This is a genomic window from Tardiphaga robiniae (assembly GCF_001618955.1).
Lineage (GTDB): Bacteria > Pseudomonadota > Alphaproteobacteria > Rhizobiales > Xanthobacteraceae > Tardiphaga > Tardiphaga robiniae_A.
Genome location: NZ_LVYV01000045.1, coordinates 133,564 through 154,660, shown reverse-complemented (window position 1 = coordinate 154,660; position 21,097 = coordinate 133,564). Strand labels below are relative to the sequence as shown.

20 protein-coding genes are annotated in these 21,097 nt (G+C 62.1%); 13 read left to right on the top strand and 7 right to left on the bottom strand.

Features of this window, described 5'->3' with window-relative positions:
* Positions 1-90: 90 nt before the first annotated feature.
* Positions 91-2,139 carry a DNA topoisomerase IV subunit B gene (gene parE / locus A4A58_RS23250; RefSeq protein ID WP_068736595.1) on the bottom strand — a complete coding sequence of 683 codons (2,049 nt, stop codon included), beginning with the start codon at positions 2,137-2,139 and terminating at the stop codon, positions 91-93.
* Positions 2,140-2,241: 102 nt separating this feature from the next.
* Complete coding sequence (locus tag A4A58_RS23245) at positions 2,242-2,622, bottom strand: hypothetical protein (protein ID WP_068736593.1); 381 nt, start codon at positions 2,620-2,622, stop codon at positions 2,242-2,244.
* Between the two features lie 279 nt (positions 2,623-2,901).
* Between A4A58_RS23245 and A4A58_RS23240 the strand changes: the two genes are divergently transcribed.
* The 5 genes from A4A58_RS23240 (at position 2,902) to argC (ending at position 7,661) form a co-directional block, all read left to right on the top strand.
* The gene (locus A4A58_RS23240; protein WP_068736591.1) at positions 2,902-3,432 is read left to right on the top strand and encodes a DedA family protein; all 531 of its coding nucleotides are present in this window, start codon (positions 2,902-2,904) and stop codon (positions 3,430-3,432) included.
* A gap of 147 nt (positions 3,433-3,579) precedes the next feature.
* Positions 3,580-4,569, top strand: a complete 990-nt coding sequence (locus A4A58_RS23235; protein WP_068736589.1) for an MBL fold metallo-hydrolase — start codon at positions 3,580-3,582, stop codon at positions 4,567-4,569.
* 145 nt (positions 4,570-4,714) lie between these two features.
* Complete coding sequence (locus A4A58_RS23230) at positions 4,715-5,704, top strand: MBL fold metallo-hydrolase (RefSeq protein WP_068736588.1); 990 nt, start codon at positions 4,715-4,717, stop codon at positions 5,702-5,704.
* Between the two features lie 215 nt (positions 5,705-5,919).
* Positions 5,920-6,603 carry an FMN-binding negative transcriptional regulator gene (locus A4A58_RS23225; RefSeq protein ID WP_068736585.1) on the top strand — a complete coding sequence of 228 codons (684 nt, stop codon included), beginning with the start codon at positions 5,920-5,922 and terminating at the stop codon, positions 6,601-6,603.
* Positions 6,603-7,661, top strand: coding sequence for an N-acetyl-gamma-glutamyl-phosphate reductase (gene argC / locus A4A58_RS23220; protein ID WP_068736583.1), 1,059 nt, complete (start codon positions 6,603-6,605; stop codon positions 7,659-7,661). The genes A4A58_RS23225 and argC overlap by 1 nt, the downstream gene beginning before the upstream one ends.
* Positions 7,662-7,721: 60 nt before the next feature.
* Here the strand turns inward: argC and A4A58_RS23215 are convergent, their stop codons facing one another.
* Both A4A58_RS23215 and A4A58_RS23210 read right to left on the bottom strand, forming a co-directional pair.
* Positions 7,722-8,345, bottom strand: a complete 624-nt coding sequence (locus A4A58_RS23215; protein WP_139069923.1) for a GNAT family N-acetyltransferase — start codon at positions 8,343-8,345, stop codon at positions 7,722-7,724.
* 67 nt (positions 8,346-8,412) lie between these two features.
* The gene (locus tag A4A58_RS23210; protein WP_068736577.1) at positions 8,413-9,447 is read right to left on the bottom strand and encodes a glutamine synthetase beta-grasp domain-containing protein; all 1,035 of its coding nucleotides are present in this window, start codon (positions 9,445-9,447) and stop codon (positions 8,413-8,415) included.
* A gap of 516 nt (positions 9,448-9,963) precedes the next feature.
* Here A4A58_RS23210 and A4A58_RS23205 point away from each other — a divergent pair.
* On the top strand, positions 9,964-10,161 hold the full coding sequence (locus tag A4A58_RS23205; RefSeq protein WP_068736576.1) for a DUF2735 domain-containing protein: 198 nt from the start codon (positions 9,964-9,966) through the stop codon (positions 10,159-10,161).
* Between the two features lie 107 nt (positions 10,162-10,268).
* Here the strand turns inward: A4A58_RS23205 and A4A58_RS23200 are convergent, their stop codons facing one another.
* From A4A58_RS23200 to A4A58_RS23190, 3 genes are all read right to left on the bottom strand, one after another.
* Positions 10,269-11,210 carry a glutaminase gene (locus A4A58_RS23200; protein WP_068736575.1) on the bottom strand — a complete coding sequence of 314 codons (942 nt, stop codon included), beginning with the start codon at positions 11,208-11,210 and terminating at the stop codon, positions 10,269-10,271.
* Positions 11,211-11,234: 24 nt separating this feature from the next.
* A complete protein-coding gene (locus tag A4A58_RS23195) occupies positions 11,235-11,636 on the bottom strand; it encodes an MAPEG family protein (protein ID WP_068736572.1) in 402 nt (133 codons plus the stop codon).
* A 147-nt stretch (positions 11,637-11,783) separates the two neighbouring features.
* A complete protein-coding gene (locus tag A4A58_RS23190) occupies positions 11,784-13,523 on the bottom strand; it encodes a PHA/PHB synthase family protein (protein WP_244499855.1) in 1,740 nt (579 codons plus the stop codon).
* Positions 13,524-13,862: 339 nt separating this feature from the next.
* Here A4A58_RS23190 and A4A58_RS23185 point away from each other — a divergent pair, with 339 nt between their 5' ends.
* From A4A58_RS23185 to recJ, 7 genes are all read left to right on the top strand, one after another.
* Complete coding sequence (locus tag A4A58_RS23185) at positions 13,863-14,177, top strand: hypothetical protein (RefSeq protein WP_433993651.1); 315 nt, start codon at positions 13,863-13,865, stop codon at positions 14,175-14,177.
* A 93-nt stretch (positions 14,178-14,270) separates the two neighbouring features.
* Positions 14,271-15,491, top strand: a complete 1,221-nt coding sequence (locus A4A58_RS23180) for an LL-diaminopimelate aminotransferase (protein WP_068736569.1) — start codon at positions 14,271-14,273, stop codon at positions 15,489-15,491.
* A gap of 77 nt (positions 15,492-15,568) precedes the next feature.
* Positions 15,569-16,891, top strand: coding sequence for a homoserine dehydrogenase (locus A4A58_RS23175; RefSeq protein ID WP_068736568.1), 1,323 nt, complete (start codon positions 15,569-15,571; stop codon positions 16,889-16,891).
* A gap of 57 nt (positions 16,892-16,948) precedes the next feature.
* Positions 16,949-17,947: a class II fructose-bisphosphatase gene (gene glpX, locus A4A58_RS23170; protein ID WP_068736567.1), complete on the top strand. Its 999-nt coding sequence runs from the start codon at positions 16,949-16,951 to the stop codon at positions 17,945-17,947.
* 10 nt (positions 17,948-17,957) lie between these two features.
* Positions 17,958-18,410: a GNAT family N-acetyltransferase gene (locus tag A4A58_RS23165; RefSeq protein ID WP_068736565.1), complete on the top strand. Its 453-nt coding sequence runs from the start codon at positions 17,958-17,960 to the stop codon at positions 18,408-18,410.
* A gap of 79 nt (positions 18,411-18,489) precedes the next feature.
* Entirely contained in the window at positions 18,490-19,209 is a 720-nt protein-coding gene (locus A4A58_RS23160; RefSeq protein ID WP_068736564.1) for a haloacid dehalogenase type II, read from the top strand.
* Between the two features lie 47 nt (positions 19,210-19,256).
* Positions 19,257-21,095, top strand: a complete 1,839-nt coding sequence (gene recJ, locus A4A58_RS23155; protein WP_068736562.1) for a single-stranded-DNA-specific exonuclease RecJ — start codon at positions 19,257-19,259, stop codon at positions 21,093-21,095.
* The last annotated feature ends 2 nt before the right edge of the window (positions 21,096-21,097 follow it).

Here is a 21,097-nt window from a genome sequence, read left to right as displayed (position 1 = left end):
TGAGCTCGACGCTCGCAAACTCGGCACCAATCGCCTGGCGCTCGACTTCGGCGGATACCGGAGCGTAAAGCGCATCCGAGAAACGAGCTTTTAGACGTCCAGCAATTCCTCGTTGGCGAACTCGGCCTTGTCCGAGATGAAGGCAAATCGCGCTTCGGCCTTGGTGCCCATCAGGCGCTCAACGGAGTCAGCAGTGCCGTCGCGGTCTTCCGGCAGCAGCTGTACGCGCAGCAAGGTCCGGCGCGCCGGGTCCATGGTGGTTTCCTTCAGCTGCGCCGGCATCATTTCGCCGAGGCCTTTGAAGCGGCCGACATCGACCTTGGCATTGGCGTTGAATTCGCTCTTCAGCAACGCATCCTTGTGTGCGTCGTCGCGTGCATAGACGGTCTTGCTGCCATGGGTGAGGCGATAGAGCGGCGGGACCGCGAGATAGAGATGTCCTTCATCGATCATCTTTGGCATCTGCCGGTAGAAGAACGTGATCAGCAGTGACGCGATGTGGGCGCCGTCGACATCGGCGTCGGTCATGATGATGATGCGCGAATAGCGCAGGTCTTCTTCGCGGTAATGCGCGCCGGTGCCAGCGCCGATTGCCTGCATGAGGTCTGATATCTGCGCGTTGGCCGTCAGCTTTTCCTTGGTCGCCGAGGCGACGTTGAGGATCTTGCCGCGCAGCGGCAGGATGGCCTGGGTCTTGCGATCGCGCGCCTGTTTGGCGCTGCCGCCTGCCGAGTCGCCCTCGACGATGAACAGTTCCGAGCCTTCGGTCGCGGTATTGGTGCAGTCGGCGAGCTTGCCGGGCAGGCGCAGCTTCTTCACCGCGGTCTTGCGCGAGGTTTCCTTCTCGGCGCGGCGGCGCAGACGCTCGTCGGCGCGTTCCAGCACGAATTCAAGCAGCTTGTTGGCCTGCACCGGATTGCCGGACAGCCAGTGATCGAACGGGTCCTTGATGGCCTGTTCGACGATCTTCTGGGCTTCGGCGGTGGCGAGACGATCCTTGGTCTGGCCCTGGAATTCCGGCTCGCGCACGAACACCGAGAGCATCACGGCGGCGCCGACCATCACGTCTTCCGAAGTGATGGTGCCGGAGCGCTTGCCCTGGCCGACGCGTTCGGCGTGGTCCTTCAACCCGCGCAGCATGGCGCTGCGCATGCCGGCTTCATGGGTGCCGCCGTCTGGCGTTGGAACCGTGTTGGTGTAGGACGACATGAAGCCGTCGGCATCCGCGGTCCAGGCCACAGCCCATTCGCAGGCGCCATGGGCGCCGTTGCGGCCGGACTTGCCGGAGAAGATCTCCGGATGGACCAGCGTATCGGCATGGATCGCCGCGGCGAGATAGTCCTTGAGGCCGCCGGGGAAGTGGAATTCGTCCTCGGCCGGAGTGTCTTCGAGGCCCTTGAGCAGTTCCGGATCGCACTTCCAGCGGATCTTCACGCCGCCAAACAGATAGGCCTTGGAGCGCGCCATCTTGAACAGACGCTGCGGCTTGAAGGCTGCCTTGGCGCCGAAGATGTCGGTATCCGGCTTGAAGCGCACGCGGGTGCCGCGGCGGTTATGAACCTTGCCGAGATCCTCAAGCTTGCCTTGGGGAATGCCGCGGGCGAACGTCATCTTGTAGAGCTGCTGGTTACGCGCGACCTCGACCTCAAGCAGCGAGGAGAGAGCGTTGACCACGGAGACGCCGACGCCGTGCAGACCACCCGAGGTCTCATAGACCTTGGAGTCGAATTTGCCGCCGGCATGCAGTGTGCACATGATGACTTCGAGGGCGGACTTCTTTGGATGCTTCGGATGCGGATCGACCGGGATGCCGCGGCCGTTGTCCGACACCGAGAGGAAGCCGTCGGCGGTGAGTTCCACCTCGATGAAGGTCGCGTGGCCGGCCAGCGCCTCGTCCATCGAGTTGTCGATCACTTCGGCGAACAGGTGATGCAGCGCCTTTTCGTCGGTGCCGCCGATATACATGCCCGGGCGACGTCGCACCGGCTCGAGGCCTTCGAGGACCTCGATATCGGCGGCCGTATAGCCGTCTTCGGCATTGGCGGAGCGGGTGGACGCATTCGGCGCTGCAGCCGATTTTGGTGCGTTGGCGCTGCCGAAAAGATCAGCTTTCGCGTTTGATTTCTGTGCCTTGGCCATATGTCTTAAAGTCTTGTCTCGGGTGGCGTCGCGCGAAGCGCGGCGAATCGTTGCTGTGACTATGCCACGTTCAGGTTGGCAATGTGGCTGCGACCTCGGGGCTCATGCGGCCGCGCCAGAGCGCTCGGTGCGTAGCACAATCACAACGAACAGGGCCATGGCCGCGAGCATGATCAGTGAACCGATGATCGGAATGGCCATATAGGCGTGGTTGGCGAGCAGGGTGATGCCGATGCCGACGGGGAACATGATGCCGCCGACGATGTGCATCGCGCCCTGGACCTTGGCCAGTAGCGAGCGTCCAGCCGCGGGAATCAGGCGGTAATACACCCCGAACAGGAACAGCAGCACGCCGCCGACGAGGTTGAGATGCGCATGCGCGGGGCTCAGCAGGAAGTCCTGGCGAATGCCCATCACGATGCCGGCGACCATGCCGATCAGCAATACCAGCGCACTCACGCACATCATCAGCGATCCGATCATCTTCAGTCCTTTACGTTCTTGATTTTGACAGCCGGGCGGGAAGCGAGCCCAACGGCGGTACAGAATTGCCATTGGGTAAGCCGGTCTGTGACCTTGGTCAGAGCAGTCGGGAAAAGGTTCAAATTTACCGGTGGGCATCCGCACCGCGGCTATCGGCCCCTCAGATGTTGTGACTTGATGTGATCGGTGCCGCCGGATTACCTGTCGCGGGCGTTTGAAGGTTAAAGCGGTTCGCGGCCAATCAGGCCGGCGCCAGAGCCGTAAAGGGACACTCTCCATATGGAAGGCTGGATGCACGGGCTGATCGAATTCGTGCGCCAGAACCAGGTCTGGGCGGCGCCGATCGTTCTGCTGCTGGCCTTCGGGGAATCGCTCGCTTTCATCTCCCTGCTGCTGCCGGCCTGGGGCGCGCTGGTGGCCATCGGCGCACTTGTCGGCGCGAGCGGCATCAGCTTCTGGCCGGTGCTGATTGCCGGAGCCATCGGTGCGGCGCTCGGCGACTGGCTCTCTTACTGGTTCGGCTTCAAATACAAGGACCAGGTTGCCCAGATCTGGCCGCTGTCCAAATTCCCCGAGTTGCTTCCGCGCGGCGAAGCCTTCGTCAAGAAATGGGGCGTGCCCAGCATTTATATCGGCCGCTTCTTCGGCCCATTGCGGGCCTCGGTGCCGCTGGCTGCCGGCATTTTCGAAATGCCGTATTGGCGTTTCCAGGTCGCCAACTTCACCTCGGCCTTTATCTGGGCGGGCGTTCTTTTGCTGTTCGGCGACGGCCTGTCGATGACCGTGGAATGGCTCTGGAAACTGAAGTAGTCCGGCGGGAATAACCGCCGTGTCCGGGTGTTGAACGGGCTGACATGTCGCGGTGTCTGCATGCCGCGACAACTCGCAGAAGTCATCGAACGCTGGTAGATAGTTCCGCCAGCCCCCGCCTCTCACTGCTTCACCCAGGAGAACATCATGGACCTGTCACGCCGCCACGCCCTTGCCGGAGCCGCCGCGCTCGCCGCATCTCCATTGCTGACCACCGGCTCCGCCCGGGCCTCTGCTCCACCTGCCGACAAACAGGCGCCGAGCTTCTATCGCTACAAGGTCGGCGATGCGCAGGTGAATGCGATCTCCGACGGCGCCAACACCTTTCCGCTGGCTGACACTTTCGTGCTCAACGCCAAGAAAGATGAGGTCAACGCCGCGCTCGACAAGGCCTTCCTGCCGAAGGACAAGATGACCATCCATTTCGCGCCGCTCGTGATTAACACTGGCGGCAAGCTGGTGGTGATCGATACTGGTAACGGCCCCGGCGCCCTCGCTGCCACCAAGGGCAATGTCGGCCAGTTCGCCAACAACATGGCCGCCGCCGGCATCGACGCCAAGAACGTCGATATGGTCATGATCTCGCACTTCCACGGCGATCACGTGAACGGGCTTCTGGCCGCCGATGGCACGCCGGCTTTTCCGAATGCCGAGATTCTGGTGCCCGCCGCTGAGTGGAAGTACTGGAACGACGATGGCGAGATGGCCAAGGCCGCCAGCGACCGCATGAAGGGTCTGTTCGCCAGCAACCGCAAGCTCTTCAACGATGGGCTGAAGAAGAAGGTCACGCCCTATGAGTGGGGCAAGGACGTGGCGCCGGGCCTGCTCGCCGTGGAGTCGGTCGGCCATACGCCGGGCCACACGTCGTTCGTGCTGTCGTCCGGCAGCGACAAGCTGTTCATTCAGTCAGACGTCACCAACCATCCGTCGCTGTTCGTCGCCAATCCCGGCTGGCACCTGATGTTCGATCAGGATCCGGCACAGGCCGAAACAACCCGCCGCAAGGTCTATGACATGCTGGTGGCCGACAAGATGCGGGTGCAGGGCTTCCACTATCCGTTCCCGGCGAATGGCTATGTCGAGAAGGATGGCAGTGGTTATCGGCTGGTGCCGGCGCCGTGGAGCCCCGTGATCTAAACGAGACCCTGACCATTCCCGGCCTGCGCTGCTGCGCAGGCCGGCTACTCCCGCGAAAATCCATCGCCTCCGTCATCGCGCCGTGCCAGTCTCTGTGCCGGAGTCGCGCCAACAGCGATCATGCAAAGCAATGGGAGAAGACCTCATGGATCTGTCACGACGGCATGCACTGGCCGGCGCCGCCGCGCTCGCAGCGACGCCACTGCTTTCTTCGGCTCCGGCAAAGGCCGCCGCGCCACTGGCCGACAAGCAGGCGCCCAGCTTCTATCGCTACAAGGTCGGCGATATTCAGGTGAACGCGATATCCGATGGCGCGGCCACGTTTCCGCTGGCCGACACCTATATCCCCAACGCCAAGCGCGATGATATCAACGCCGCACTGGCCAAGGCATTTCTGCCCAAGGACCAGATCACCAATTTCTACGCGCCGCTGGTGATCAACACCGGTGGCAAGCTGGTGGTGATCGACACCGGCAACGGTCCCGGCGCCTTTGCGGCGACGAAGGGCAATGTCGGTCAGTTCGCCACCAACATGATGGCGGCGGGGATCGATCCCAAGATGATCGACATGGTCGTGATCTCGCACTTCCACGGCGATCATGTGAACGGCCTGCTCACAGCGGACGGCGTGCTGGCATTTCCCAATGCCGAAGTGCTGGTGCCGGCGACCGAGTGGAAGTTCTGGATGGACGACGGCGAGATGAGCCGCGCCACCGGCGATCGCATGACCGGCCTGTTCAAGAACAATCGGCGGGTGTTCGAGGCCGGGCTGAAGAAGAAGGTCACGCCCTATGAATGGGGCAAGGACGTCGCGCCGGGGCTGCTGGCTGTCGCCTCAATCGGGCACACGCCTGGCCACACGTCCTATGTGCTGTCGTCGGGATCGGACAAGGTCTTCATCCAGTCGGACGTCACCAACCATCCGGCGCTGTTCGCCACCCATCCGGACTGGCAGATCATGTTCGATCAGGATCCGGCCCAGGCTGCAGCCACCCGGCACAAGGTCTATGACATGCTGGTCGCCGACAGGATGCGCGTGCAGGGCTTCCACTATCCGTTCCCGGCCAACGGTTTCATCGAGAAGGATGGCAATGGCTACCGCGTGGTGCCGGCGCCTTGGAGCCCGGTGCTCTGATGATCTTGACGGATCATGGGCGCGGCCCTATGACCGCGCTCATGATCAACCTTGCGACCAGCATCATCGCCCGCCGCCACCGCATTCTCGCGGCAGGTGGAGATATGCGCGCTTAAGCGTTTTTGATCTCTCACTGCCGCCGGATCCGGTCCGCGGCAGTCTTTCCCTGAAGCGCGATCTGATCCGACGGCCCCTCACCAGAGCAGGAGCCTGTCATGTATACGCCGCCCAAATTCCAGCCCGATCGTGCCAAGGCTCTGGCATTCGCCGAGTCGCGTGGATTCGGCACGGCCTGTGCGTGGAACGGCCGCAAGCCGATTGCCTCGGCACTGCCGTTCTGTCTCGATTATGGCAATGACGGCACGCCGCGTGTGGCCTTTCACGTGGCGCGGCATAATCTCCTAGTGGGGCTGGCTGACGGCGCGTCGCCATGGGTCATGGCGGTCAATGGCGCGGATGCCTATGTGTCGGCCGATTGGTATGCCTCGCCGGACCAGGTGCCCACCTGGCTCTATCAGGCGGTGCATCTGACGGGGACCGTACGCCTGTTGTCGGATGCCGAACTCGGCTCCCACCTTGACGCGCTGAGCACAAGGTTCGAAAGCTGGCTCGCGCCCAAGCCGATATGGACGTCGGCGAAAATGACGTCCGGACGGCTGGAGGCGATGAAGAAGGCGATTGTCGGTCTGGTGATGTCGGTGGAAGAGGTTGAAGGCAGCTTCAAGCTGAATCAGCACAAGTCCGATGTGGATCACGTGGCTGTCGCGAGTGCGTTGGGGCAGCAGCCCGATGCTGGCGCCCGGTTGCTGGCCAAAGAGATGCAAGCACTGCGTCCGCACCTGTTCGCGGATGACGTGTCACAATTGAATGTTATGGCGAGTCTCGAAGGAACGATGTGATGAGCACGAAGAAGAAAATCGGCATTCTCGGCGCGTCTGGTTACACCGGCGCCGAACTGGTGCGGCTGCTGCTGCGTCATCCCAAGGTTGATCTCGTGCTGCTGACGGCCGATCGACGCGCCGGGCAGGCGATGGGCGATGTGTTCCCGCAATTCGCGCCCTATGAGCTGCCGACGCTGGTGAGCATCGACTCGGTCGACTGGACGACCATCGGCCTCGATCTGGTGTTCTGCGCGCTGCCGCATGCGACCACGCAGAAGGTGCTGCAGGAGGTGCTGGCCAAGGCGCCGGAGACCAAGGTGGTCGATCTGTCAGCCGACTTCCGGCTCGAGGACGCGGCCGCCTATGCGAAGTGGTACGGCCACGAGCATCATGCGCTCGAACTGCAGAAGGAAGCCGTCTACGGGCTCGTCGAAATCTATCGGCGCGATATCAAGAAGGCGCGGCTGATCGCCAATCCCGGCTGCTACACGTCATGCGCGATCCTGCCGCTGGTGCCGCTGCTGAAGGCGCGCGCCATCGAGACCGACGAGATCGTGATCGACGCCAAATCCGGCATGACCGGAGCAGGGCGGTCGGCAAAGGAAGAGATGCTGTTTTCGGAAGTGTCCGAAGGCTTCAACGCCTACGGCGTCGGTCATCACCGGCACATGGCGGAGCTCGATCAGGAATTTTCCAAGGCTGCCGGCAAGGAGGTAGTCGTGAGTTTTACGCCGCATCTGCTGCCGCAGAACCGCGGCATTTTCTCGACCATCTATGTGCGGGGCCGACGCGGCAAGACCGCGCAGGATCTCCACGAGGTGCTGGTGAAGCAGTATGAGAAGGAGCCATTCGTGCACATCCTGCCATTCGGCAAAACGCCGCATTCGCGGCATGTGCGCGGCTCCAACATGACCTTCATCGGCGTCGCCGCTGACCGTATTCCGGGCCGTGCGATCATCGTCTCGACGCTCGACAATCTTACCAAGGGCGCGTCGGGGCAGGCGGTGCAGAACATGAATCTGGTACTGGGTTTTGCGGAAACGCTCGGCATCGACCAGCCGGCGATGTTCCCGTAAAGGAATGCGTTTACAGCCCGGATGGAGCGAAGCGAAGTCCGGGCTGTAAAACGTCGGCTCTCACAGATCGCGCATCATGACGATCGACGTCTGGAGAAAGCCCTGGCGCTTGAAGAAGGCGTGAGCGCGGTGGTTATCCACGCCGCTCTCCAGAAAGAAGCGTTGCACGCCTTCCGCGCGGCATTGTTCGGCAAGCCAATCAAACAATGCGTTGCCCAATCCCAGGCCCTGCACCGACGGGGAAAACACAACATCATGCAAGATCGCAAAGGGGTTTGCCGGATTTGTTCGTGTGATTTCCACCAGGGCGAAGCCGACGATCGTTGCGTTGATCGTGATCGTGGCCACGCGCCTTTCCTCTGCGTTGTCGGGCGATGCTGACAGCATGGATGCGACATACTGTCTGGTCCGAGCCTCTCGGTTGTCGGCCCAGCGGCCCAGATTGTCCGCGATGCCGTATTGCAGTTCGGCATGCGAGATATAGGCCGGGTCACCGATCGCGAGCAGCATCGCACTGATCGTGTCGGCCAGGTCGGGATCGCGGCACCAGCCGATTTGAAAAGACTGCGGCGCGTGTAGTTCGGAAGGCATTTGAAACTCGATGGGGTGGGGCGCAGTTCTCGACGCCGAATACATCTCTCGCATGCCTTTGGTGGCTGCGGCTAACACAAGATTGAGCGTCATCGGGTCAACAACGAAAAACGGCCCGAACACAAGTTCGGGCCGTTCGTTCTTGATCTGTAAGTGACGCTTACGCGGCAGCCGACTTGGCGGTCGGGACTTCCGAGATGGTCTTCAGGATCTGCGAAGCGATCTGGTAGGGGTCGCCCTGGGAGTTCGGACGACGGTCTTCCAGATAGCCCTTGTACTCGTTCTTGACGAAGGAGTGCGGGACGCGGATCGAGGCGCCGCGGTCCGCGATGCCGTAGCTGAACTTGTTCCACGGAGCCGTTTCGTGCTTGCCGGTCAGACGCTTGTCGTTGTCCGGGCCGTACACGTTGATGTGGTCCATCAGGTTCTTGTCGAACTGGGCCATCAAAGCTTCGAAGTAAGCCTTGCCGCCGACCGTACGCATATATTCGGTCGAGAAGTTGGCGTGCATGCCCGAGCCGTTCCAGTCGGTATCGCCGAGCGGCTTGCAGTGGAATTCGATGTCGATGCCGTACTTCTCCGTCAGACGGAGCAGCAGGTAACGCGCGATCCACATTTCGTCAGCGGCCTTCTTGGAGCCCTTGCCGAAGATCTGGAATTCCCACTGGCCCTTCGCCACTTCGGCGTTGATGCCTTCGTGGTTGATGCCGGCTTCGAGGCAGAGGTCGAGATGTTCTTCGACGATCTCACGGGCGATCGAGCCGACGTTCTTGAAACCGACGCCGGTGTAATACGGACCCTGCGGAGCCGGGTAACCGGCCTCGGGGAAGCCGAGCGGACGGCCGTTCTCGTAGAAGAAGTACTCCTGCTCGAAACCGAACCAGGCGCCGGCATCGTCAAGAATGGTGGCGCGCTTGTTGGTCGAGTGCGGAGTGACGCCATCCGGCATCATGACTTCGCACATCACCAGAGCGCCGTTCTCACGGGCCGCATCCGGATAGATCGCAACCGGCTTCAGCACGCAATCGGAGCTGTGGCCTTCGGCCTGCATGGTCGACGAACCGTCGAAGCCCCACAGCGGGAGCTGTTCGAGGGTCGGGAAATCTTCGAATTCCTTGATCTGCGTCTTGCCACGCAGGTTCGGAACCGGCGTGTAACCGTCGAGCCAAATGTACTCGAGCTTATACTTTGTCATGCGGGTCTCTCATGAGTTGGCGATGCGTAGGGCGTGAGCCCTGAGCTTGCCGGCGAGCGGACGCAAAATCCGCCCCCAGCGGCACAGCTTATAAAGCACGTAATATGCCAATTTGCCGCGGCGCAACCGTCCAGGTCGTAAAAAGGTCATGTCGCATGGAATGCCGATCTGACACGGCCAAAACCAGCGCTGTCGCCTGCTCGAATCGGCGGTAATTTCGCGATTTTTAGCCCAATGGCGCTCAGTCGCTCCAGAGCGCCATGCACAATCCCGGTGCACGCGATCTTTCTCCGGAACTTTTCTGCCCTTCAAGCGCTCATTTGACAGCTGAGCGGCCAGTATGTCGCGACCAAAACCTGCGTGCCAAAGGCGCATTGGCTCTTCGTGCGCATATTGTCGGCAATCATCTGCTTTTTAAGGGGCATTCGGCACAAAAGAAGTGCGCCGATGTTACAATCCGACCCTGACGTGAAAAACGCAGAGCGAAAAGCTGATCAGGAAGGAAAAGTGAGAGCTATGACGACGAATATTCCGCATCAACATACTGCCAAGATCTACCGGTTTCCGGTGGGCGGCCGTGCCTCGGTCGGTCCGCGGCGGCTAGACACCAGGCCGAGCCTGTTCCGAATGCCGCAGACGGCCCCGGCTGTTGCAGTCGACGGCTGGTACCACGAGGCTGCCATCCAGGACGCCAAGCGGACCACCGAACACTGATGGTAGGCATCAGGCAGAGACGCCGCGCAGCGCGCGGGAGATTTGAAGTGATTGAGGGTCGAAACAACGATGTTTCGGCCCTCTTTTTATGGCTGCTTTGACGGGCATCAGACGCCGAAGATCGACCAGCCCAGACGCTTGGTCAGCGCCTCGAGCGCAATGCGGCCGAGATGCGAATTGCCGTGCTTGTCGAGACCTGGTGCCCAGACCGCGATCGACGCCTTGCCGGGCGCCACCGCGATGATGCCGCCGCCGACGCCGCTTTTGCCGGGCAGGCCGACGCGATAGGCGAATTCGCCCGAGCCGTCATAATGGCCGCACATCAACATCAGCGCGTTGATACGGCGCGCGCGCTCCGAGGAGACGACCGACAGACCGGTCGAGGGATTGCGGCCGGAGTAAGCGAGATAGCGCGTGGCCATTGCCAGTTGGCGGCACGACATCGCGATGGCGCAGTGATGGAAATAGACGCCGAGCGTGAAGTCCACGGGGTTTTCGACGACGCCGAACGACTTCATGTAATTGGCCAGCGCGGTGTTGCGAAAGCCGGTGCGTTTCTCGGACGCGGCGACAGTCTCATCGATCACGATGGAGCTATCGCCGGACAGAAACTGCATGAAGCGCAGGATTTCGCCGATCGCCTCGCGCGGCTGATGGCCAGAAAGGATGACATCGGTCACGGCGATAGCGCCGGCATTGATGAAGGGGTTACGCGGCACGCCGCGCTCGCGTTCGAGCTGGACGATGGAGTTGAACGGATTGCCTGACGGCTCGCGGCCGACATGTTTCCAGAGTCGGTCGCCGACCATGCCGAGCGCCAGCGTCAGCGTGAAGACTTTCGAGATGCTCTGGATCGAGAACGGCACATCGGCATCGCCGCCAGCCGCAACCTGGCCATCGGCATCGATGACCACAAGCCCGAACTGGTTGGGGTCGATACCGGCCAGTTCCGGAATATAGCTTGCGACGTCGCCGCGATCCGTTCGCTGCGCCATCTCGTCGGCGATTTCGGTGACGATCCTTTGCAGGTCTGGCGCGGGGTGACTCATTGCGCTGGACTAGCGTATCCGGCCTCAGACCGGAATACGCAGGATCGCGACGGCGAGGACCGCCTGGGCGATGAAGCCGACCACGAAGGCCAGCGTGCGGAAAATTGGCAGGCCGAGCGTATAGACGATCAGATGCACCACGCGCGACCAGAAATAGACCGCGCAGGCCAGAACAGTGGTCGGGGTCGAAACGTCCGCAGCATTCAGGATCAGCACCAGCGGCGCGAAGACGATGAGATTCTCGACGGCGTTGTCATGGGCGAACATCAGGCGGTTCGCCCATTCGGCCTGCGGCTTGTCGTTGCGTGACGGATTAGCCAGGGCGCCGGAAACACCGCGGACCATAATGCGGTTGATGATATAGGGCACCCAGAGCAGGCCGGTGAGAATCACGGTCAGCGTCAGCCAGAACAATTCGCGCGTCATCCGGGTATCCTTTCAGTCGAAATTCCCGCGGAAAACGCGGAGATGGTCATGCAAAACACACGCGCCGCAAGCGGATGCGACGCGTCCTGGCTGAAATCATAGACGTTTGCTGTGACGACGCCAAGCAAGCGCGGAGGAGGCGGGCCGTTACGCCCGCACCCGCACATAACTGCCGGGGGCGTCTTCCAGCGCGGGGAATGCGTCGGTGCCGACATGGCGGGCAGGAACTTCCTCACCATCGATGCCAGCGAGCCATTCACGCCAATTGGGCCACCACGAGCCAGCATGTTCCTGCGCGGTTTTCATCCAGTCGGCGAGATCGGTGACGTGGGCGTTGTCGTTGGTCCAGTACTGGTACTTGCCGGAGGCCGGCGGATTGACCACGCCGGCGATATGACCGGAGCCGGACAACACGTATTTCACCGGGCCGCCGAAGAATTGCGAGCCGTACAGCACCGATTGCGCCGGCGCGATGTGATCCTCGCGGGTGGCGAGATTGTAGACGGGCACCTTGACCTTGGAGAGATCGAGCCGGGTGTTGTCGAGGATCATGTTGCCGGTCGAGAGCTTGTTCTCGAGATAGCAGTTGCGCAGATAGAATGAGTGGTTCGCCGCCGGCATCCGCGTCGCATCCGAATTCCAGTGCAGCAGATCGAAGGCCGAAGGCGGCTTGCCCTTGAGGTAGTTGTTGACCACGTAGGACCAGATCAGGTCGTTGGAGCGCAGCATGTTGAAGGCCATGGCCATCTTGCTGCCTTCCAGCACGCCCGCCGCCTGCATGTCCTTTTCCAGCGCCGAGATCTGATCCTCGTCGACGAACACCATGAGGTCGCCGGCATGGGTGAAATCGACCTGGGCTGCCAGGAACGTTGCCGATGCCACGCGGACGCGGCGCTTCTCGGCGAGCCAGGCCAGCGTCGAGGCGAGCAGGGTGCCGCCGACGCAATAGCCGATGGTATGCATGGTCATCTCGCCGGTGACCTTCTCGATCACATCCATCGCGGTCAGCGGGCCTTCCTTCATGTAGTCATCGAAGGTCTTGGTGCCGAGGCGCTTGTCGGGGTTGACCCAGGAGATCACGAACACCGAAACGCCTTGATCGACGGCCCACTTGATGAAGGATTTCTCGGGCTTGAGATCGAGGATGTAGAACTTGTTGATCCAGGGCGGCACGATCAAAAGCGGGGTGCGCAGCACGTTCTCGGTTGCCGGCTGATACTGGATCAGCTGCATCACCTCGTTCTGGAAGATCACCTTGCCAGGCGTCGTCGCCATGTTGACGCCGACTTCGAGATTCTTCGGGTCGGACTGACGGATGCGGATCGAGCCATGGCCGGCCTCGATATCTTCGGCGAGCATGGTCATGCCGCGCATCAGGTTACTGCCGTTCGACATCACGGTCTCGCGCAGCACTTCCGGATTGGTCAGCACGAAGTTCGACGGCGCCATCGCATTGGTGATCTGCTGGACGTAGAATTCCGCCTTCTTGCGGGTATGCGGATCCAGACCTTCGGCATTCTTGACGAGGTCGTGGGCCCATTGCGTGGTCAGCAGATAGGCCTGCATGACGAAGTCGAAGAACTGGTTCGATTTCCATTCGGGATCGCTGAAGCGCTTGTCGCGCGGCGGTGCCTCGATGGCGGGCGAGGTGGCTTCGCCGACCATCCGGCGCATCGCCGAGCCCCAGAGGTCGAGATAGGCCTTGCCGAGTTTCATCTGCAATTCGGCGGCGCGCTTGTCGTCGGACAGCCAGTAATTGGCGACGATGCTGAAGGTCTTGATCAGCTCCGTCAGCTCGTTCGGCGGCTTGTCGACCGTCTCGCCGGTCTGGCGCGGCTGCAGATACGCGGCCAAGGCCTTGCCGCCATTCTCCATCGCCTTGGCCATGTTGAGCGCAAAAGCTTCGGGATTGAACGGTTTGGCGGACGTGTCGCCCGAGATTTTGTCGTTAGCAGCTTTGGCGTCGGTGGCAACTTCGGTCATGGCGCAACAACAGCTTCATTCCAGTCGGGCAACGGTACGTCGCCACGCAAATCGATGATGGCACAGTTCGCGGATTGCCGCAGGATTCGATGTGCTGCACCGCGTCAAAGGTCTTGCTTCCGTCATATTGAAGATCCAAGCCTACATCCTGTTCTCCCGGCGTTAATCGTTTGTGACCAGATTGGTTGGATGGTGCGCTGCGATAGGGATAAAATCGATTCTAATGCGATGTAGGGTTGTGGTGTGACGCGTAGAGGCACATTCATCGATGGTCGCAGCGCACGGGCAGCGGCAACCGCCGCCCTGTTGGCGCTGGGCCTTGGCTTGCCTCTTGGCGGCTGCGCCTCGACCATCGCCGACATGCCCATGGTGGGCACACCCGCAGGCGCTCCGGCGCGTCCGGCCGAGGTGGGCACCTATTTGCCGGTTCACGACCTCCCGACCACCCGCGAAGGCGCCGCGATGGCGCCGGCGGACCAGGCCAAGATGCAGGCCGAACTGACTGCCGCCCGCGATCGCCAGGCCGTCGTGCTGCCGGCCAAACCGCCGGCCAAATAGTCAAAACTGCCCGTCGTGACTGGTGTCACCGGGCTTCCGTGATAAAAAGAAACGATTCAACCGCATGCTGAAGCGGTTCTGGAGCCCGATCCCATGGAAGAATTCTACCGCATCCGCCGATTGCCGCCCTATGTGTTCGAACAGGTCAACCGGGCCAAGGCCGCCGCGCGGAACGCTGGCGCCGATATCATCGACCTGGGCATGGGCAATCCGGATCTGGCGACCCCGCCGCATGTGATCGAGAAGCTCAAGGAGACCCTGGGCAAGCCGCGCACTGACCGCTATTCGGCTTCGAAGGGCATCACTGGCCTGCGCAAGGCCCAGGCCGGCTATTACGAGCGCCGCTTTGGCGTGAAGCTCAATCCCGACACCCAGGTGGTGGCGACGCTGGGCTCCAAGGAAGGCTTCGCCAACGTCGCCCAGGCGATCACCGCGCCCGGCGATGTCGTGCTGTGCCCGAATCCGAGCTACCCCATCCATGCCTTCGGCTTCCTGATGGCTGGCGGCGTGATCCGCTCGGTGCCGTCCGAGCCGACGCCTGATTTCTTCGCGGCCGTCGAGCGTGCCATCATCCATTCGATCCCGAAGCCGATCGCGCTGATCGTCTGCTATCCGTCGAATCCGACGGCGCAGGTGGCGACGCTCGATTTCTACAAGGACCTCGTCGCCTTCGCGAAGAAGCACGAGATCTACATCCTTTCCGATCTCGCTTATGCCGAGGTCTATTTCGACGACAAGAACCCGCCGCCATCGGTGCTGCAGGTGCCGGGCGCGATGGACCTCACCGTCGAATTCACCTCGATGTCGAAGACCTTCTCGATGGCCGGCTGGCGCATGGGCTTTGCGGTCGGCAACGAGCGCATCATTGCCGCGCTGACGCGGGTGAAATCCTATCTCGACTACGGCGCTTTCACGCCCGTGCAGGTCGCGGCCACTGCCGCGCTGAACGGTCCGGATGACTGCATCCGCGAAATGCGCGACACCTATCGCAAGCGTCGTGATGCGATGGTGGAGTCTTTCGGCCGCGCCGGCTGGGACATTCCGCCGCCGTCGGCGTCGATGTTCGCCTGGGCGCCGCTGCCGGAGAAATTCCGTGAGGTCGGCAGCATGCAGTTTGCAACGCTTCTCGTTGAAAAGTCTGGTGTGGTGGTATCTCCCGGCGTTGCTTTCGGCGAGCATGGCGAAGGTTACGTCCGCATCGCGATGGTCGAGAACGAACAGCGCATTCGCCAGGCTGCCCGCGGCATTCGCCGCTTCCTTGAAAGCGGTCTCGAAACGTTGCACAACGTGGTTCCTCTCGCCAACCGGCGATAGGCGTGATCCCCGAAAACCGGCAACCGGTTTTCGGACCGGTCATCGCTCAACAAGAATTCCGACAGGTCTGAAGCTTAATGGTCGCACCCCTCAAAGTGGGTATCGCGGGACTCGGCACCGTTGGTGCCGAAGTCGTCCGTCTCATCGAACAGCAAAACTCGATTTTGGCCGCGCGCTGCGGTCGTGGCGTCAAGGTGGTTGCTGTCACCGCGCGCTCCAAGACCAAGAAGCGCGGAGTCGATCTGCGCGGCATCGACTGGATGAAGGATCCGCTCGCGGTTGCCCAGCATCCGGAAGTCGAGTGTTTCGTCGAATTGATGGGCGGTGTCGGTGATCCCGCGCTGTCGTCGATCGAGGCGGCGCTGGGCGCTGGCAAGTCGGTCGTGACCGCGAACAAGGCACTGATCGCCAAGCATGGTTTGAAGCTTGCGGCATCGGCCGAGAAGAACGGCGGCGCGCTGAACTACGAGGCTGCCGTCGCCGGCGCCATTCCGATCATCAAGACCATCCGCGAGGGCCTTGCCGGCACCGATATCAATCGCGTCTACGGTATTCTCAACGGCACCTGCAACTACATCCTGACCCGGATGGAGCTGGAGGGCCTGTCCTTCGAGGAATGCCTTAAAGACGCGCAGCGGCTTGGCTACGCCGAGGCCGAGCCGTCCTTCGACGTCGATGGCCACGACACCGCGCAGAAGCTGGCCATTCTCGCCAGCCTCGCATTCGGGACCAAGGTCGCGCAGAGCGCTGTTTCGGTCGAGGGCATTTCGTCCATCGCCGCTGAAGATCTGCGCGCTGCTGCAGAGCTTGGCTATCGTGTGAAGCTGCTGGGCGTTGCCATGCGCACCGCAACTGGCATCGAACAACGTGTGCATCCAACCATGGTGCCGCTGTCATCCTCCATTGCGCAGGTCATGGGCGTCACCAACGCTGTCACCGTCGACGGTGCCGGCATTGCGCCGATCACGCTGGTCGGTCCCGGCGCTGGTGGCGCCGCGACGGCGTCTGCCGTTCTGGCTGATATCGCCGATGTCGCGCGCAACGTTCGCGCGCTGCCTTTCGGGCGGCCGGTTGAGAAGCTCAAGACCACCACCAAGGCTCCGATGGAGCGCCACGAAGGTGGCTATTACATCCGCCTGATGGCACGCGATCTCGCCGGTACGGCGGCGCGTATCGCAACGCGTCTGGCCGAGCAGAAAATTTCGCTGGAGTCGATCGTGCAGCGCCATCCCAATGGCGGCATCGAGCCGGTCGGCAAGAGCACGAAATCGTCACCGGTGCCTGTTATCCTGATCACCTACGCCACCACCGAGGACGCGATGCGTCGCGCCCTGCAGGCGGTGCAGAGCGACAAGGTGATATCAGGCAAGCCGCAAGTTATCCGGATCGAGAAGAACTAAATCCACGCGTTGAGAGTTGTACGGGGACATTCGTCCCACCGTAGAAGGAGCCCGCCAATGTCGACCCATATTACCGTCCCGCCGCAGCAACTGCTCGAGCGCATTCTGACGCTGGAGATCGTTCGCGTGACCGAGCGCGCGGCAGTGTCGGCTGCGCGGCTGCGTGGTCATGGGCAGGAGAAGGCGGCGGATCAGGCAGCGGTAGATGCGATGCGCCGCGAGCTCAACAAGATGCCGATCGACGGCACCATCGTGATCGGCGAGGGCGAGCGCGACGAAGCGCCGATGCTCTATATCGGCGAGAAGGTCGGCATCAATGCCGGCCCGAAGGTCGATATTGCCGTCGATCCGCTCGAAGGCACGACACTATGCGCCAAGGACATGCCGGGCTCGATCGCCACCATGGCGATGGCCGACGGCGGCACGCTGCTGCACGCCCCCGACGTCTATATGGACAAGATCGCGATTGGCCCGGGCTACGCCAAGAACGTGATCGACATCGACGCATCGCCGGAAGAGAACATCAAGCGCCTTGCCAAGGCCAAGGGCGTGCCGGTGTCGGCGATTACCGCCCTCGTGCTTGAGCGGCCGCGGCACGAAGCACTGATCGCAGCGATCCGCTCGACCGGGGCGGCGCTGCGTCTCATTCCGGACGGCGACGTTGCCGGCGTCATCCACACCACCGATCCCGCCAAATCTGGCATCGACATCTATCTTGGCATTGGCGGCGCACCGGAAGGCGTGCTGGCGGCCGCAGCACTGCGCTGCATCGGCGGCCAGATGCAGACCCGATTGATCCTCGATACCGACGAGAAGCGCGAGCGCGCGCTGAAGATGGGTGTCACCGATCCGAAGATGATCTATGGCATCGAGGACATGGCGAAGGGCGACTGCCTGTTTGCCGCCACCGGTGTCACCGACGGCGCCTTGCTGTCGGGCGTCAAGTTCCGCGGCGACGTCATCGAGACCGAGACCATCGTGATGCGTTCGGTGACCGGCACCGTGCGCATCATCAAGGGTGAGCATCGCCAGCTCGAAAAATTCCACCTGGATTGAGTTCGGTCACATGGCGAAGGCGAATGTTGACATCCGCCCGGTCGGCCCCGACGAGCGGGCTGCCTGGGAGCCGCTCTGGCAGGGCTATTTGACGTTCTACAAGGCGACGCTGCCACAGGTCGCGACGGACACGGCGTGGAAGCGTTTCCATGACGCCAACGAGCAGATGTTTCTGCTCGGCGCCTATGTGGACGGCAAGCTCACCGGCATCGTGCAGTTCCTGTATCACCGCTCATCCTGGACGCCTGGCAACTACTGCTACCTGCAGGACCTGTTCGTCGACAACAACGCGCGGGGACATGGCGTCGGTCGCGCTTTGATCGAAGCGGTTTATGCAAAGGCCAAGGCCGATGGCTGCAGCCGCGTGCATTGGCTGACCCAGAACGAGAATGCGCAGGCGCGCATTCTGTATGATCAGGTCGCCGACAATTCCGGATTTATGCAGTATCGGAAGATACTCTAAATAAAGGCAATCCGAGCGCGCCAACATGCGCTCGGATTAATCGAACTAAAAACCAAGAAAACAAAACGGGGATGAGACCATGAGCGAGACCGATAACGTCAAGGCTCTGGTGTTCGACGTGTTCGGCACCGTGGTTGACTGGCGTTCCAGCCTGATTGCTGACTGTACCGCGTTCGGCAAAGCGCGCGGCATTACCGCGGACTGGACTGCGCTCGTCGACGCCTGGCGGCAGGCCTACATGCCGTCGATGGACGTGGTGCGTCATCATCCCGAGCGCGGTTTCGTCAAGCTCGATACGCTGCATCGGCAATCCCTCGATGTGCTGGTCGCGAAGTTCGGCATCAATGGGCTGTCCGACGACGATCTGCATCACCTGACACTAGGCTGGCACCGGCTGCATCCGTGGGCCGACTCGGTAAGTGGCCTGACCAGGCTGAAGACCAAATACGTCATCGGCCCGTTGTCGAACGGCAATGTCGCGCTGCTAACCAACATGGCGAAGTTCGCCGGCCTGCCATGGGACCTGATCATGAGCGCGGAACTGTTCGAACACTACAAGCCAGATCCGCAGGCCTATCTCGGCGCGGCCGCACTGCTCAATCTGAAGCCTGCTGAAGTCATGATGGTCGCCGCCCATAACAGCGATCTTGACGCCGCGCAGAAGTTCGGCCTGAAGACCGCCTTCGTGCCGCGCATCACCGAATACGGGCCGCACCAGAACCGCGATTTCAAGGCGGAGGGTGCGTGGGACGTGGTCGCCGCCGACTTCAACGATCTGGCCAGGCGGATGGGCTGCTGACGGCCTGAGATTTGCCGAAAGCGGCTGCGCGGCCTATTGCTGATCCCATGACGCCACCGACCATCATTCCCGTCGAATCCCAGCAGGCCTTTCTCGGCGTCACCGAATCCGCCACCGGGCGGATCTGGCGCGACCGGGTCGATCAGCGCGGCGCGGCGCGGGCGCTGGCCATGGTGCAGCGTTTTCAATTGCCGGAAATGCTGGCGCGGGTCATCGCCGGCCGCAATATCGAGCTTGACGCGGTCGAAGACTTTCTCGATCCCACTATCCGCAAGCTGATGCCTGATCCGTTCACCATCACGCAGATGGAAGCGGCGGCCAATCGCATTGCAGACGCCGCGCAGCGCCGCGAGAAAGTGGCGATCTTCGGCGACTACGACGTCGATGGCGCGACGTCGTCCGCGCTGCTGGCCTGGCATTTGCGCCATTGCGGGCTCGATCCGCAGATCCATATTCCCGATCGCATCTTCGAGGGCTACGGCCCCAATGTGGATGCCATCAAGACGCTGGCCGGCAAGGGCGCCACGCTGCTCGTCACCGTGGATTGCGGCACGACGAGTTTCGAACCGCTGGCTGAAGCGAAGAAGCTCGGCATGTCCGTGGTCGTCATCGATCACCATCAGACCGGCGAGGAGTTGCCTGACGTCGATGCGGTCGTGAATCCGAACCGGCTCGACGATATTTCCGGCCTCGGTCATCTCGCGGCCGTCGGCCTCGTGCTGATCACGCTGGTCGCTGTCAATCGCGAATTGCGCAAGCGCGGCTTCTGGACCGCAGAGATGCCGGAGCCGGATCTGCTTGGCATGCTGCATCACGTGGCATTGGGCACTGTGGCCGATGTCGCGCCGCTGATCGGCCTGAACCGCGCCTTCGTCGCCAAGGGTCTCATCGCATTGCGCCGCCGCGATCACATCGGGCACACCGCGCTGATGGATGTGGCGCGTTTGAACGGTCCGCCGGAAGCATGGCATCTCGGCTTCATGCTGGGACCGCGCATCAATGCCGGCGGCCGTATCGGGCGCGCAGACCTTGGCGTGCGGCTCCTGCTCGAAGGCGATATTTCCGAGGCTGCGAAGATCGCTGCCGAACTCGATCGGCTGAACATCGAACGCCGCGTGATCGAACAGGCCGCGGAAGCGCAGGCCGAGGCCGAGGCGCTGGCGTCACTCGGGCTCGAAGACAAAGGCTCCGTGATCGTGACGGCCAGCGAAGGCTGGCATCCGGGCGTGGTCGGGCTCGTCGCATCCCGGCTCAAGGAGAAATTCGCGCGGCCGGCTTTTGCTATTGCGCTGGAGCCCGGCGGCATCGGCACGGGGTCTGGCCGTTCAATCTCCGGCGTCGATCTCGGCAAGGCCGTGCGGCAGGCCGTCGCCGATGGTCTTCTGATGAAGGGCGGCGGTCATGCGATGGCCGCCGGTGTCACGCTGCGCAAGGAGCGTCTTGGTGAATTCCGCGCCTATATCGAAAGCGCGCTGGCCGCGGATGTCGGCAAGTCACGCAACGAGAAAGAACTATTCATCGATGGCGCTGTCACTGCGCGCGGCGTGACGACGGATCTCGTGAACACGCTCAATCGCGCCGGCCCGTTCGGGCAGGCCAATCCCGAGCCGGTGATTGCGCTGCCGGCGCATCAGCTCGCTTATGTCGATGAAGTCGGGCAGGCGCATCTGCGGCTACGCTTCAAGGCGTCCGATGGCGCCATGGTCAACGGCATCGCGTTTCGCTCGGTCGGACAGAAGCTCGGCAACGCGTTGCAGGAGTTGCGCGGTCAGCCCGTCCATGTAGCAGGCTCGCTGACCGTCGATCGCTGGCAAGGTGCCGAGCGCGTGCAGATGCGCGTGATCGATGTGGCGGCGCCGGATCCCGGGCCGAAGATGATCAGATGATA